General features: G+C 69.9%; 17 protein-coding genes and 1 tRNA gene. 7 read left to right on the top strand and 11 right to left on the bottom strand.

What is annotated here, in order from left to right; translation table 11 throughout:
• Positions 1 to 103: 103 nt before the first annotated feature.
• The gene (locus ACWC9R_RS08805; protein WP_042155576.1) at positions 104 to 406 is read right to left on the bottom strand and encodes a GroES family chaperonin; all 303 of its coding nucleotides are present in this window, start codon (positions 404 to 406) and stop codon (positions 104 to 106) included.
• Positions 407 to 571: 165 nt separating this feature from the next.
• Entirely contained in the window at positions 572 to 889 is a 318-nt protein-coding gene (locus tag ACWC9R_RS08800; RefSeq protein ID WP_450729729.1) for a DUF3618 domain-containing protein, read from the bottom strand.
• 305 nt (positions 890 to 1,194) lie between these two features.
• On the opposite strand from ACWC9R_RS08800, the gene bcp reads away from it, so the two are divergent.
• Positions 1,195 to 1,662: a thioredoxin-dependent thiol peroxidase gene (gene bcp, locus ACWC9R_RS08795; protein ID WP_398832326.1), complete on the top strand. Its 468-nt coding sequence runs from the start codon at positions 1,195 to 1,197 to the stop codon at positions 1,660 to 1,662.
• A 4-nt stretch (positions 1,663 to 1,666) separates the two neighbouring features.
• On the opposite strand, the gene ACWC9R_RS08790 is transcribed toward bcp, so the two are convergent.
• Both ACWC9R_RS08790 and ACWC9R_RS08785 read right to left on the bottom strand, forming a co-directional pair.
• Entirely contained in the window at positions 1,667 to 2,962 is a 1,296-nt protein-coding gene (locus ACWC9R_RS08790) for a sensor histidine kinase (protein ID WP_450729727.1), read from the bottom strand.
• Positions 2,962 to 3,468 carry a hypothetical protein gene (locus ACWC9R_RS08785; RefSeq protein WP_450729725.1) on the bottom strand — a complete coding sequence of 169 codons (507 nt, stop codon included), beginning with the start codon at positions 3,466 to 3,468 and terminating at the stop codon, positions 2,962 to 2,964. Before ACWC9R_RS08785 ends, ACWC9R_RS08790 begins: the two co-directional genes overlap by 1 nt.
• Before the next feature lie 340 nt (positions 3,469 to 3,808).
• Between ACWC9R_RS08785 and ACWC9R_RS08780 the strand changes: the two genes are divergently transcribed.
• The 4 genes from ACWC9R_RS08780 (at position 3,809) to ACWC9R_RS08765 (ending at position 6,943) form a co-directional block, all read left to right on the top strand.
• On the top strand, positions 3,809 to 5,347 hold the full coding sequence (locus ACWC9R_RS08780; RefSeq protein WP_450729723.1) for an MFS transporter: 1,539 nt from the start codon (positions 3,809 to 3,811) through the stop codon (positions 5,345 to 5,347).
• Positions 5,348 to 5,494: 147 nt separating this feature from the next.
• A complete protein-coding gene (locus tag ACWC9R_RS08775; protein WP_450729721.1) occupies positions 5,495 to 6,157 on the top strand; it encodes an HNH endonuclease signature motif containing protein in 663 nt (220 codons plus the stop codon).
• Entirely contained in the window at positions 6,154 to 6,816 is a 663-nt protein-coding gene (locus ACWC9R_RS08770) for an HNH endonuclease (protein WP_450729719.1), read from the top strand. Before ACWC9R_RS08775 ends, ACWC9R_RS08770 begins: the two co-directional genes overlap by 4 nt.
• A gap of 43 nt (positions 6,817 to 6,859) precedes the next feature.
• A tRNA-Leu gene (locus ACWC9R_RS08765) sits at positions 6,860 to 6,943 on the top strand.
• 60 nt (positions 6,944 to 7,003) lie between these two features.
• Here ACWC9R_RS08765 and rdgB read toward each other — a convergent pair.
• From rdgB to ACWC9R_RS08735, 6 genes are all read right to left on the bottom strand, one after another.
• Positions 7,004 to 7,639, bottom strand: coding sequence for an RdgB/HAM1 family non-canonical purine NTP pyrophosphatase (gene rdgB / locus ACWC9R_RS08760; RefSeq protein ID WP_450729717.1), 636 nt, complete (start codon positions 7,637 to 7,639; stop codon positions 7,004 to 7,006).
• A 17-nt stretch (positions 7,640 to 7,656) separates the two neighbouring features.
• Positions 7,657 to 8,064: a hypothetical protein gene (locus tag ACWC9R_RS08755; RefSeq protein WP_450729715.1), complete on the bottom strand. Its 408-nt coding sequence runs from the start codon at positions 8,062 to 8,064 to the stop codon at positions 7,657 to 7,659.
• Between the two features lie 291 nt (positions 8,065 to 8,355).
• Positions 8,356 to 8,499, bottom strand: coding sequence for an SCO1431 family membrane protein (locus ACWC9R_RS08750; protein WP_450729713.1), 144 nt, complete (start codon positions 8,497 to 8,499; stop codon positions 8,356 to 8,358).
• A gap of 142 nt (positions 8,500 to 8,641) precedes the next feature.
• On the bottom strand, positions 8,642 to 8,764 hold the full coding sequence (locus tag ACWC9R_RS08745; RefSeq protein ID WP_450729711.1) for a hypothetical protein: 123 nt from the start codon (positions 8,762 to 8,764) through the stop codon (positions 8,642 to 8,644).
• A gap of 3 nt (positions 8,765 to 8,767) precedes the next feature.
• Positions 8,768 to 9,499: a ribonuclease PH gene (gene rph, locus ACWC9R_RS08740; protein ID WP_362605074.1), complete on the bottom strand. Its 732-nt coding sequence runs from the start codon at positions 9,497 to 9,499 to the stop codon at positions 8,768 to 8,770.
• Positions 9,500 to 9,586: 87 nt separating this feature from the next.
• Positions 9,587 to 9,826 carry a PTS glucose/sucrose transporter subunit IIB gene (locus tag ACWC9R_RS08735; RefSeq protein ID WP_362605073.1) on the bottom strand — a complete coding sequence of 80 codons (240 nt, stop codon included), beginning with the start codon at positions 9,824 to 9,826 and terminating at the stop codon, positions 9,587 to 9,589.
• A gap of 232 nt (positions 9,827 to 10,058) precedes the next feature.
• On the opposite strand from ACWC9R_RS08735, the gene ACWC9R_RS08730 reads away from it, so the two are divergent.
• Complete coding sequence (locus tag ACWC9R_RS08730) at positions 10,059 to 11,369, top strand: PTS transporter subunit EIIC (protein WP_450729708.1); 1,311 nt, start codon at positions 10,059 to 10,061, stop codon at positions 11,367 to 11,369.
• A gap of 250 nt (positions 11,370 to 11,619) precedes the next feature.
• Positions 11,620 to 12,873 (top strand): PTS transporter subunit EIIC, encoded by a 1,254-nt coding sequence (locus tag ACWC9R_RS08725; RefSeq protein WP_450729706.1) that lies wholly within the window; start codon positions 11,620 to 11,622, stop codon positions 12,871 to 12,873.
• Positions 12,874 to 12,963: 90 nt separating this feature from the next.
• Here the strand turns inward: ACWC9R_RS08725 and ACWC9R_RS08720 are convergent, their stop codons facing one another.
• Positions 12,964 to 13,716 carry an MBL fold metallo-hydrolase gene (locus tag ACWC9R_RS08720; RefSeq protein WP_450729704.1) on the bottom strand — a complete coding sequence of 251 codons (753 nt, stop codon included), beginning with the start codon at positions 13,714 to 13,716 and terminating at the stop codon, positions 12,964 to 12,966.
• Between the last annotated feature and the right edge of the window lie 87 nt (positions 13,717 to 13,803).

Below are 13,803 nucleotides of genomic sequence, written 5' to 3'. Positions count from 1 at the left end.
CGAGAAACCCCGGAGGGGCGCTTCAGCCGCTCCGCGCCGGGGAGCCCCGGCCTCGGACCTGACCCCGGACCGGGCTGGAGATACCGCCCGGTGGGCCAGTGGCCTAGAGGTACAGCCCGGTCGAGTCCTCCGCGCCCTCCAGGCGCTCGGCGGCCACCGCGTGCAGATCGCGCTCCCGCATCAGCACGTAGGCCACCCCGCGCACCTCGACCTCGGCCCGGTCCTCCGGGTCGTACAGCACCCGGTCCCCGACCTCCACGGTCCGCACGTTCTGCCCGACCGCGACCACCTCGGCCCAGGCCAGGCGGCGGCCGACCGCCGCGGTCGCGGGAATGACGATGCCCCCCGTGGAGCGGCGCTCGCCCTCGGGGATGTCCGTCCGGACCAGCACACGGTCGTGCAGCATCCGGATCGGCAGCTTGTCGTGGGTGTCCTTGGTGTTATTCGGGCTCACGGCATGACCGTACCTGCCCGGCGACGCCCGGCACGCACCAAGGCCGCCCCGGGCACCGGGCCACGGCGGCCCCGGGCCCTCCGGCCGTGAGCGCCGGACCGGCCCGTCGGACAGGTCCTAGCAGCGCCGCCTGGCGCGCAGCGTCAGCAGGCCCACCACGGCCACGCCGATCATCGCCACCGGAACGATCCGCTCCAGCCGCGGCGCCCCGTCCTCCGACACCAGCTGCGCCCGTACGTCCGTCACCGCGCGGTTGGCGGCCACATAGGCCCGCCCCGCCGTACGGTCCACGGCGGCCGCCGCCTTCGCCTTCGCGTCATCCATGATCGTCTTCGGGTGCAGCCGCACACCGATCTCGTCGAGCGTGACGGCGAGCTCCTGCCGCCTGCGGACGATGTCCGCCTCGATCTGCGCCGGGGTCCTGGCCTCCGCCACCGCGCTGCCTCCGTCGTCTCGCGCCGATGCGTACGGGGACCGGGCACTCGGCCCCGTACGGAACCGGCCACACCACTGACTGCCGATTCGTGATGGACAGTCTGTCAGCTCACACCCCCACGCGCCCCACAGCACCCCCGTTTCGCACCGCCGGGACGCCCCCGGCCCCGCCCGTCGCCCGGGCTGGCTAATGTCGGGGCGTACGAACCCGGCCTAAGGAGAGTCATGAGCGAGCGGAGCGAGCGAATCATGGAAAGGTGCGCGCCTCGCGAATGCGGGCACGCCGAGCGAAGCGAGGCGGGCGCATGAGCGAGCGACTGCAGCCCGGCGACACCGCCCCCGCCTTCACCCTGCCCGACGCGGACGGCAAGCAGGTCTCGCTCGCCGACCACAAGGGCCGCAAGGTCATCGTCTACTTCTACCCGGCCGCCCTGACCCCCGGCTGCACCAAGCAGGCCTGCGACTTCACCGACAACCTCGACTTCCTCGCCGGCCACGGCTACGACGTCATCGGCATCTCCCCCGACAAGCCGGAGAAGCTCGCCAAGTTCCGCGAGAAGGAAGAGCTGAAGGTCACCCTGCTCGGCGACCCCGACAAGACGGTCCTGGAGGCGTACGGCGCCTTCGGCGAGAAGAAGCTCTACGGCAAGACCGTCACCGGCGTCATCCGCTCCACCGTCATCCTCGACGAGGACGGCAAGGTCGAGCGCGCCCTCTACAACGTCAAGGCCACCGGCCACGTCGCCAAGATCATCAAGGATCTGGGGCTGTAGCGCCTCACCGGCCCTGATCCGCCGGACACGCCCCGGCCGCCGGCTCCGGCAACGCCGCGTCCGGCAGTTCCAGCACCGCTTCGGCGCCGCCCTCGGCGGCGGCGCCGAAGTCCAGCCGCGCCCCCAGCACCTCCGCCTGGCCCGCCGCGATCGTCAGCCCCAGCCCGTGCCCGGTCCCCCGCTCCGGCGCCGCCGTACGGAACCGCCGCGGCCCCTCGGCACACAGCTCCGCCGGATAGCCCGGACCGTGATCGCGCACCACGATCCGCGACCCGGCCACCACCACCTCGATCGGCGGCTTGCCGTGCTTGGCCGCGTTCGCCAGCAGATTCACCAGCACCCGCTCCACCCGCCGGCGGTCCGTCTCCACGATCCGCGGCTCCCCCTCCACGGACACCGACACCTCGTCGGCCTCGTCGACCCCACGCTGCCGCGCCGCCCGCTGCACGATCCCGCGCACCAGCGACGGCAGCTCACAGGCGTCCAGATCCGCCCGCTCCACCCCCGCGTCCAGCCGCGACACCTCCAGCAGGTCCTCCACCAGCCGCCGCATCGCCTGCGCCCGGTCCTGCACCAGCTCCACCGCCCGCGGCTGCGGCAACAGCTCAGCGGCCGCCACCAGCCCGGCCACCGGCGTCCGCAGCTCATGCGCCACATCCGCGGTGAACTCCCGCTCCGCCTCCACCCGGGCCGCCAGCGACGTCGCCATGTGGTGCACACTGCGGCCCAACTCGGCCACCTCGTCCCGGCCATGACTCGCCAGCGCGTCCGCGTCCGGCACCTCACCCGCCGCGATCCGCCGCGCCGCCGCCGCACTCATCCGCAGCCGACGCGACAGCCGCTGCGCCACGAACCACGACACCCCCGCCATCAGCGTGACCGTGCCGCACCCCGCGATCAGCAGCGCCCGGTCCAGCGTCACCTGCGCCGGATCGTCGTCCGGATACGCCGCCGACACCGACAGCGACTGCGACGGCCCGCTCCCGTCACCGCCGCCCACACCGGTCGCCGCCCACACCCGCGGGTCCTCCCCGCCGCTGACATACGTCCCCGACTGGTTCCGGAACACCGCCTTCCGCAACGGCCCCGGCAGGGTCGCGTCGTCCAGCTGTGCACCCAGCGCCAGCGTGCGGTCCCGCTCGTAGATCTGCAGCGCCGAACTCAACCGGTCGTCCTGATACGCCCGCGCCGACCGTTCGCGCTCCACATCCGCTATGTGGTGCACGGCGAACCCGAGCACCACCACGGCCAGCGCCGTCATACACGAAATGGCCAGGGCGATCCGGCCTCGAATGCCCATCACGCGAGGTTGTACATCTCCGTCGTGTCCCCGAGCGGCGTCGACCCCTCGTACGTCACCTCCAGGCCGGTGAAGGCCAGCTCACCGCCGACCCGCCGCGGATCGAGCAGACGGAACGTGGCCGGGAAACCGGCATCCGCTCCCACCCCGGCATCGGACTTCTCCACCTGCACCACGCCACTCCCCAACGCCTCCCGCGGACCGTAGACCTTCCACGTGATCGCGGTCGCCACCATCTCCGCGTCATCGCAGGTCAACGTGATGACATGCGGCTTGATCCCGGGCTTGCCGCGCCCGCACTCCCGGACCCCCGGCAGCCCCCCGGACTGCCTGCCGTCGTCCTTGACCTCCTGCACCGCCGAGGTCTTCGGCGCGGCGTCCACCGCCGACGCCCGGTCCGGCGACTGCACGAACCACACCCCGCCGGCCGCCAGCGCCGTCACCACGACAAAGGCCGCCAACGCGGTACGCCCCCGAACCCAACGGGCCCCTTCGCGGTCCGTCATCACGCTCTCCTCCCGGGGACGACGCCCCGTACCCCCACAGCAAACACGAATGCCGCGTCCAGCGCTGCCACTCTCCCGTCCCCGCGACACAGGCTGATTGCTTGAACGCTGCAATGACCGCTCGGCTGTGTACCAGTCCTGTAACAAGGGCTGCCGCGCCCCTGGCGCTCCCCCGCCATGACCCTGCCACCACCCCGCCGTGCCGCCCCGGACGGCCCAGCCTCGGGTGACGTACCTCAATTCATCCGGCCAGAGTGGTTTGATCCGCGCTCCACTGCGCAGGCGCACCTGTCGTACTCCCACCGCGCACCGCGCGCTGACCGACCGAGAGGACCGCCTCGTGCCGACCGGCAGCACCGAAGCCGACGCCGCTCCCGAACAAGACCGGGAAGCGCTCAAGCGCCACCGGGTGCTCTTCCGTGCCGTCGCCAGGCGCCGGAACCCCAGACTGCGGCGCACCGACATCACCGTCACCGACGAGCGGGTCGTCAAGCGCGCCGTGAAGGCCGCCGCACTCGGCAACGCCATGGAGTGGTTCGACTTCGGGATCTACAGCTATCTCGCGGTCACCATCGGAAAGGTCTTCTTCCCCGGCGGCAGCGACACCACCAGCCTGCTGTCGTCCTTCGCGACCTTCGCCGTGGCCTTCCTCGTACGCCCGCTCGGCGGCGCCTACTTCGGCCCCCTCGGCGACCGCATCGGCCGCAAGAAGGTACTCGCCCTCACCATGATCATGATGGCGCTGGGCACCCTCTGCATCGGGCTGATCCCGTCCTACGCCACCATCGGCTTCTGGTCGCCGGTCCTCCTCATCCTCTTCCGCCTCGTCCAGGGCTTCTCCACCGGCGGCGAATACGGCGGCGCCTCCACCTTCATCGCCGAGTACGCCCCCGACAAGAAGCGCGGCTTCTACGGCAGCTTCCTGGAGATGGGCACCCTCATCGGCTACACCGGCGCCGCCGGCATCGTGCTGGTGCTCAACACCACCCTCGGCGACGAGGCGATGCTCAACTGGGGCTGGCGCCTGCCGTTCCTGATCGCCGGCCCGCTCGGCCTGGTCGGTCTCTACCTGCGGGTCAAGCTCGACGAGACCCCCGCCTTCCAGAAGTTCGAGGCCGCCCGGACCCACAGCGGCAGCAACTCCGCCGTCGAGACCGAGGCCGAGTTCTCCCACCTCTCCGAGAACGCCCCCAAGAAGAAGATCGGCGAGATCTTCACCCAGCAGTGGCCCACCCTCATTCTCTGCATCGCCCTGGTCGGCGCGTACAACATCACCGACTACATGCTGCTGTCGTACATGCCGACCTACCTGACGGACACCCTCCACTACGAGGAGTCCCACGGCCTGCTGATCCTCCTGGGCACCATGGCCGTCCTGATGTGCATCCTCAGCACCGTCGGCAAACTCAGCGACCACTACGGCCGCAAGCCCCTGCTGATGACCGGCATGCTCGGCTTCTTCGTCCTCGCGATCCCGGCCTTCCTCCTCGTCAAGCAGGGCAGCGTCCCCGCGGTCTGCGCCGGAATGGCCCTCCTCGGCCTCTCCCTGGTCTGCCTCCTGGGCACCATGTCCGCGGCGCTGCCCGCCCTCTTCCCCACCAACGTCCGCTACGGCTCCCTCTCCATCGGCTACAACCTGGCCGTCTCCCTCTTCGGCGGCACCACCCCCCTGGTCATCACCGCCCTGATGGACGTCTTCGACAAGAACGTGATGGTCCCCGCCTACTACACGATGGGCGCCGCCCTCGTCGGCGTCATCGCCGTCGCCTGCATGAAGGAAACCGCCCAGCAGCCCCTCGAAGGCTCCCCGCCCTCCGTGGCCACCAAGGAAGAAGCCGTCGAACTCATCGAGGCCCAATCCCCGGAACCACGCTTCTGACCTACGCAACGCGGCACCGAGGGGCCCCGGGAAACCTTTCCCGGGGCCCCTCACCTTTGCGGACCACACGCCGTAACCGGCACTGCGTTCGATCGTTGTTCCGTTCGATGAGCGCACGGGGCCCGGTGCGCGGAACGAGGGGGAATCATGCCGGTCAGTCCGTACACCCGGGAGCGGCTGGAGGAGGCGGCTTCGTCTTCGCGGACGCTGTCGGAGGCGTTACTCAAGCTCGGGGTGCATCCGAAGGGTCCCTCACGGCGGTACCTCCATGACCGAATGCGGTCAATGGGCGTAGATACTTCGCACTTCGAACGTGAAGGGACTCGCTGGACCAAGGAGCTCCTCGAGGATGCCGTGGCGCTGTCGACGAACATGTGCGAGGTCTTACGACGGCTCGGTCTCGACCCCGTAGGCGGTCAGCACACCCACATCAGCCGGCGCATCCAGAACCTGGGAATCGACACTTCGCACTTTTCTCCGGTCGGCCGGAGGAAAACCAAGGCTCGTCGGCGGTACAGCCCCGAGGAACTGCTCGTGCACGAAGAAAACCCCGGTCGACGAATGCCGAGCCACCGACTCAAAGCTGCCCTGCTCGCGCTCGGGGCGGACGAGCGGTGCGCCGTCTGCCGTACCGGGCCCGTCTGGCGCAATCGCCCGCTGCCGCTGGAGGTCGATCACATCGACGGAAACTGGCGTAACAACTGTCGGGAGAATCTGCGGTTTCTGTGCCCCAATTGCCACTCGGCCACGGATACCTACCGGGGGCGCAACAAGGGCATCGGCCCCCGGGACACCGGAGCGCGGCAATGAGCGGCAGCATCCGCTACACCCGCGCGCTGTTGACCGAGGCCGCAGAGCGTTGCACGAACATCGACGAAGTCATCGCGTTCTGCGGCGGGCGCTCCTACCATCAGCTGCGGCGGCATCTGTTCAGGCGCTTCGAACACTTCGGAATCGATGTATCGCACTTCAACCCCGTCGCACGGCGCGCCACTCACCTTCGCCGCCCCAGCAGGGACGACCTCCAGAAAGCCGTCAGCGCCTCTTCTTCCATCGCCGCTGCCCTGCGGTATCTGGAGAGGCCCGATAGCTCTCGCGGGCGCGCGCTGTTCCGTCAGTGGGTATCCGACCACGGCATCGACACGAGTCACTTCCTGGGGCAGGCACATATGCGCGGGAAGCCGGGTACCACGCCGGTCAAGGGTCCCGAGCAGATACTCGTGAAGCACTGCGGGAAGCGCCGGACAAGAACCGTGATGCTACGGCGAGCCCTGCGGCAGGTCGGCGTGCCGCAGGGCTGCGCCGAGTGCGGGACAGGCCCCGCATGGCACGGCAAGCCCATGACTCTGGAGATCGACCACATCAACGGCGACTGGCGTGACGACCGTCAGCAGAATCTGCGGTTTCTCTGCCCCAACTGCCATGCGGTCACCGACACTTGGTGCCGGGGCGGCCGACACCAGCGGTAGACCTCACGCTGTGTCCGGCCAACAAGTACCATGGCCGTGGCAAGCGGCCGTGATGGAATTGGCAGTCATGCTGGCTTTAGGTGCCAGTGGGGTAACACCCGTGAGGGTTCGAGTCCCTCCGGCCGCACACGCAGAATGGCCTGCGAATCGAAGGTCCGGTTCGCAGGCCATTTGCGTACGCCAAAACTCAGCCCAACAACTCCCGCACCACCGGGGCCAGTGCCCGGAAGGCCTGGCCGCGGTGGCTGATGGCGTTCTTTTCGGCGGGGGTCAGTTCGGCGCAGGTGCGGGTGTCGCCGTGGGGCTGGAGGATCGGGTCGTAGCCGAAGCCGCCGGTGCCGGTGGGGGTGTGGCGGAGGGTGCCTTCGAGGGTGCCCTCGACGACGCGTTCGGTGCCGTCGGGGAGGGCGAGGGCGGCGGCGCAGGCGAAGTGGGCGGCGCGGTGTTCGTCGGCGATGTCGCCGAGCTGGGCCAGGAGCAGGGCGAGGTTGGCCTGGTCGTCGCCGTGGGTGCCGGCCCAGCGGGCGGAGAAGATGCCGGGCGCGCCGCCGAGGACGTCGACACAGAGGCCGGAGTCGTCGGCGACGGCGGGGTGGCCGGTGGCCTGGGCGAGGGCGTGGGCCTTGAGGAGGGCGTTCTCGGCGAAGGTGACGCCGGTTTCCCTGACGTCGGGGACGTCGGGGTAGGCGTCGGCGCCGACGAGTTCGATGTCGAGGTCGGCCGCGTCGAGGATGGCGCGGAGTTCGCTGACCTTGCCGGCGTTGCGGGTGGCGAGGATGAGGCGGCGGGGGTGTGCGGAGGGGCCGCCGGTGTGAGTCTGCATGGCCCCGATTATCCCGGCTATCCCGGGGTGCAGATCTTGGTCATCTCGCCGGTGCCGTCGACGATCGGCTGGATGTCGGGGGCCTTGTTGCTGTCGAGGTCCTTGCGGGCGGCCTTGATGCCGTCGTTCGTCTTGTCGATGGCCTTGGACAGCTCCGGGTCGGTGGCGTCCTTGCTGAGCTTGCGCAGGTTGGCGTCGATGTCGTCGAGCGCCTGCTGGGCCTTCTGGGGGTCGTTGACGGCGTTGTCGGCGGCCTTCTGGAGCTTGTCGACGGCGTCGACGACGGAGGACGCGGTGTTGGCGCAGTCCATGGCCTTCTGGACCGCTCCGCAGCCGGAGAGCAGCGGTATCGCGAGGGTGGCGGCGGCCAGCGCGACGAGTGCGGTGGCGGCGGGGCGGCGCTGCGGGAGCGAGCGGCGGGCCATGGGGCGGTTTCCTTCCCTTGGACGTGTACGGGCAAAGGAAGAAACGCGGGGTGGGGCTGTTTTGGTTGCGCGGGTGCGGGGCGGGCTCCGGGCCGGGCGACGAAGGCCGGGCAGGAGGGCCGGGCAGGTGGAGTGGGGCGCGGGTGCGGGTGCGGTGACACCGTCAGCGGCCGCAGGAACCGGCAGGGGCCCGGCACGGCCCACCAAGGACCCGGCGGAGGGCCGTCAGGCAAGGCCACGAGGGCGGAGGGGCAAGGCCGCGGGCCCCGTCAGACGAGACCGCGAGGCCCGTCAGACGAGGCCGGCGTGGGTGAGGAACATGGCGAGGACGAGGACCAGGGTCCAGCCGAGGATGTGCTCCAGGAGCCGGGAGTCGTCCTTGGGCCCGCCGGTGCGGGCGCTGGTGCGGGGCGCGGTGGCAGCGGTGGTGGACATGGGGTCCAGAGTGCGGGTGCCGCGGTGGCTTTTCCAGAGGGGACGGGCCTGGTGAGAAAAGGGTCACAGGGGGAGGTTCCGGGGCCTCCCCCTGTGGTGGTGACGTCATGCTGTGGGGTGGGCGGCGGCGGGCTCCAGGCCCTCAGCGGCCGCGCACCCCGGCGCTCAGCGGCGCCACCCGCCGGGTGCCCAGCAGCCCCGCGCTCGCGGTGCTCAACAGCCCCGCCCACGCGGCGCCCAAGCGGCGCCGGCGCCCCGCCCCCATCGCTCAGAGCGTCCCGGCCAGTGCCGCCCGCTGGGCGCCGTCGAGTTCGGCGCAGCCGGCGACGGCGAGGTCGAGGAGGGCGTTGAGTTCCTCGCGGGCGAAGGGCTCGGCCTCGGCCGTGCCCTGGACCTCGACGAAGCGGCCGTCGCCGGTGCAGACGACGTTCATGTCGGTCTCGGCGCGGACGTCCTCCTCGTAGCAGAGGTCGAGGAGGGGGGTGCCGTCGACGATGCCGACGCTGACGGCGGAGACCGTGCCGGTCAGCGGCTTGCGGCCGTGCTTGATGAGCTTCTTCCCCTGGGCCCAGGTGATGGCGTCGGCGAGGGCGACGTAGGCGCCGGTGATGGCGGCGGTGCGGGTGCCGCCGTCGGCCTGGAGGACGTCGCAGTCCAGGACGATGGTGTTCTCGCCGAGGGCCTTGTAGTCGATGACGGCGCGCAGGGAGCGGCCGATGAGGCGGCTGATCTCGTGGGTGCGGCCGCCGATCTTGCCGCGTACGGATTCGCGGTCGCCGCGGGTGTTGGTGGAGCGGGGCAGCATCGAGTACTCGGCGGTGACCCAGCCCTCGCCGGTGCCCTTGCGCCAGCGCGGGACGCCTTCGGTGACGGATGCGGTGCAGAAGACCTTGGTGTCGCCGAAGGAGACGAGGACGGAGCCTTCGGCGTGCTTGCTCCAGCCGCGTTCGATGGTGACCGGGCGGAGTTGTTCGGGGGTGCGGCCGTCGATGCGAGACATGGCACAGACCCTATCGGGAACGGCGAGGGCCCCACTCCGGGGCGGTGGGCGTCCGGTGTGGGGCCTTCGGTGTGAGCGGGGGTCAGCTCACATCATGTCCTCGATCTCGGCGGCGATGGGGTCGGCGTCGGTGCCGATGACGACCTGGATCGCGGTGCCCATCTTGACGACGCCGTGGGCGCCGGCGGCCTTGAGGGCGGCCTCGTCGACGAGGGAGGAGTCGACGACCTCGGTGCGGAGGCGGGTGATGCAGCCCTCGACCTCCTCGATGTTGTCGAGTCCGCCGAGCCCGGCGACGATCTTCTCAGCCTTGGTGGCCATGTCCACTCCTGCTTGTCTCGGCCGCCGGCGGTTCCGCCGCGCGGTTTTCACACCGTAACGCACGTTCAGCCCAACTATGTGGGCGTTTGTCCGCTGTCTGACGAAGGATGGCGATCACCGGAGTGCGCGCGGACGGCCGGAGGGACGGCCGCGGCACGCACCCCTAAGTGGTCTACACCACCAGTATGCGGCAAGCACCAGGTCGGTTGTCGACGGGCCGACCGCCGGGAGGACAGCGATGAGTTCGGACGCAGCGGCGGCACCGGGGAACCGATGGGCGTCGAACCTCTTCCAGGGCTTGCAGAAGATGGGGCGCAGTCTGCAGCTGCCGATTGCCGTCCTGCCCGCGGCGGGCATTCTCAACCGTCTTGGCCAGCCGGATGTGTTCGGCGCCGACGGGCTGGGCTGGGACGCCGTCGGCAAGGTCTTCGCCGCCGCGGGCGGTGCGCTGCTGGACTCGGGGCTCGGCCTGCCGCTGCTGTTCTGCATCGGTGTGGCGATCGGGATGGCCAAGAAGTCGGACGGGTCGACGGCGCTGGCGGCGGTGACCGGCTTCCTCGTCTACTTCTCGGTGCTGCACGCGTTCCCGTCGGGCTGCGGTCCGGGCCAGGCGTACACCCAGGCGGGCCTGTGGAGCGGCGTGTGCCTGGACAGGACCGAGACGGTCACGCAGGCGGAGTTCCAGAATCCGGGGGTGTTCGGCGGCATCGTCATGGGGTTTCTGACCGCGTGGCTCTGGCAGCGCTTCCACCGGGTGCGGCTGGTGGACTGGCTGGGGTTCTTCAACGGGCGGCGGCTGGTCCCCATCATCATGGCCTTCGTCGGCCTGGTCTTCGCGGTGCTGTGCCTGTTCGTCTGGCAGCCGGTCGGTGACGCGCTGACGAGCTTCAGTGAGTGGCTGTCAGGACTGGGGGCGTGGGGCTCCGGTGTCTTCGGCGTCGCCAACCGGGCGCTGCTGGTGATCGGCCTGCACCAGTTCCTGAACACCTTCGTCTGGTTCCAGTTCGGCAGCTTCACCAAGCCGGACGGCACGGTCGTGCACGGTGACATCAACCGGTTCCTGGCGGGCGATCCGGACGCCGGACAGTTCACCACCGGCTTCTTCCCGATCATGATGTTCGCGCTGCCCGCGGCGGCGCTGGCGATCGCGCACTGCGCCAAGCCGCACCGCCGCAAGGAGATCGCGGGCATGATGCTGTCGGTCGGCCTGACCTCGTTCGTGACGGGGGTGACCGAGCCGATCGAGTACTCGTTCCTGTTCGTCGCGCCGGTGCTGTACGTGCTGCACGCGGTGCTGACGGGCGTCTCGATGGCGGTGAGCTGGGCGCTGGGCGTGCACGACAGCTTCAGCTTCTCGGCGGGTCTGATCGACTACGTCATCAACTGGGGGCTGGCCACCAAACCCTGGCTGATCATTCCGATCGGCCTGTGTTTCGGGGTGGTCTACTACGTCCTCTTCCGCTTCCTCATCACGGCGTTCAACCTGGCGACGCCGGGCCGTGAGCCGGATGAGGTGGGGGACGCGATGGAGCAGGAGAACGTGAAGTAGGAGGGTGACGGAACCTCCGCGGGCGGGGTCGCGGAGGGCGCCGTCCGGCCCGGTGCGATGGGCCCGCCGGCCCCTGGGTCCTGTGACCCGGGGGCCGGTCGTCGTGTGGTCCACACCACTTGGAAGAATGGATTCCTTTATGTCGGGACTACGTGCTAAGAATGGTCTAAACCACTAGTGGTGTAGACCAAGGTGCAGTCCAAGCGCGGGCAGTCCCCCTTCGAGCGCCCGCCTCACCAGGAGGAATCCGATGAGTTCGGCCACCGCCACGAAGGCGGCTCCCGCGAAGAAGCGGGGCTCCGGCCTGTTCCAGGGCCTGCAGAAGATCGGCCGCAGTCTCCAGCTGCCGATCGCCGTCCTGCCCGCCGCGGGCATCCTGAACCGCCTCGGCCAGGACGACGTGTTCGGCGAGAAGGGCCTGGGCTGGATCGCCGTCAGCAAGGTCTTCGCGGCGGCCGGCGGCGCGGTCTTCGACAACCTGCCGATGCTGTTCTGCATAGGCGTCGCCATCGGCTTCGCGAAGAAGTCCGATGGCTCCACGGCGCTCGCCGCCCTGGTCGGCTTCCTGGTCTACAGCAATGTCCTCAAGGCGTTCCCGGTCGAGGAAGGCCACATCGAGAAGGGCGAGTGGGTCGAGCCGGTCCTCAACAACCCCGGCGTCCTCGGCGGCATCATCATGGGACTGCTCGCCGCGGTCCTGTGGCAGCGCTACCACCGCAAGAAGCTGGTGGACTGGCTGGGCTTCTTCAACGGCCGCCGGCTGGTCCCGATCATCATGGCCTTCGTGGGCACCGCCGTCGGCGTGCTCTTCCTGCTGGTCTGGGAGCCCATCGGCGACGCGATCTCCGCCTTCGGCGAGTGGATGACCGGCCTGGGCGCGGCCGGCGCCGGACTCTTCGGTCTGATCAACCGCGCACTGCTGCCGATCGGCATGCACCAGTTCGTCAACACCGTCTCGTGGTTCCAGCTCGGCGACTTCACCGACGCCGCGGGCAAGGTCGCGCACGGCGACATCGGCCGCTTCTTCGCCGGTGACCCGACCGCCGGGCAGTTCATGTCGGGCTTCTTCCCGATCATGATGTTCGGCCTGCCGGCCGCCGCCCTCGCCATCGCGCACGCCGCCCGCCCCGAGCGCCGCAAGGCCGTCCTGGGCATGATGATCTCGCTCGCGCTGACCTCCTTCGTCTGCGGTATCACCGAGCCGATCGAGTTCTCGTTCATGTTCATCGCGCCGGTGCTCTACGCGATCCACGCGGTGCTGACCGCCCTGTCCATGGCGCTCACCTGGGCGCTGGGGGTGCACGACGGCTTCACCTTCTCCGCCGGCTTCATCGACTACGCGCTGAACTGGAACCTGGCCACCAAGCCCTGGATGATCATCCCGATCGGCCTGGTCTTCGCGGCCGTCTACTACACGCTGTTCCGCTTCGCGATCAGCAAGTTCAACCTCACCACCCCGGGCCGGGAGCCCGAGGAAGAGGTCGAGGACCTGACGAAGGCGTAGCCCGCGCGGGCACCGCACGCACAGGGCCCCGGAACCGCACCACGGTTCCGGGGCCCTGTGCCGTCGTCGCGCCGGGCACGCCGCCCGGCCTCACACCTCGTAGACGGCACCCGCCTTGGCCGCCTCGACCGGGCCGTCGTAGGCCTTCTGGGCGTCGCGGATGCTGATGTCCGGGTCGGTCCACGGCGGGATGTGGGTCAGCACCAGCCGGCCCACGCCGGCCCGCCGGGCGGTCTCGCCGGCCTCCCGGCCGTTGAGGTGCAGGTCCGGGATGTCTTCCTTGCCGTACGTGAAGGACGCCTCGCACAGGAAGAGGTCGGCGCCCTCGGCGAGCGACTCCAGCGCCTCGCAGGGGCCGGTGTCCCCGGAGTACGTCAGGGTCCGGCCGCCGTGCTCGATGCGGAAGCCGAAGGCCTCCACCGGGTGGCTGACGTGTTCCGTACGGATCGTGAACGGCCCGATGGTGAAGGTGCCGGGTGTCAGGGTGCGGAAGTCGAAGACCTCGCTCATCGCGCCGTCGTGCGGCACATCGGCGTGGGCGACGGTCAGCCGCCGCTCGGTGCCCTCCGGTCCGTAGACCGGCATCGGCGCGCAACGCCCGCCGTCCGGGCGGTAGTAGCGGACGACGAAATAGCCGCACAAATCGATGCAGTGGTCTGCATGAAGATGCGACAGCAGCACGGCATCCAGGTCATAGAGGCCGGCGTGGCGCTGCAGCTCGCCCAGGGCGCCGTTGCCCATGTCGAGGAGCAGCCTGAAGCCGTCGGCCTCCACGAGGTAGCTCGAGCAGGCCGATTCCATGGAAGGGAACGACCCGGAGCATCCGACGACAGTGAGCTTCATACGGGCGTGAACCTCCGTGGGCGTGGGCGGCGGTCTGGGGCCTCCCCCGCTCGAACGCTGCGGGAGCTCGGGGAAGGGTCCGTGCGG

The organism is Streptomyces sp. NPDC001219, from assembly GCF_053597915.1.
This window is presented reverse-complemented; position numbering and strand designations above follow the sequence as displayed.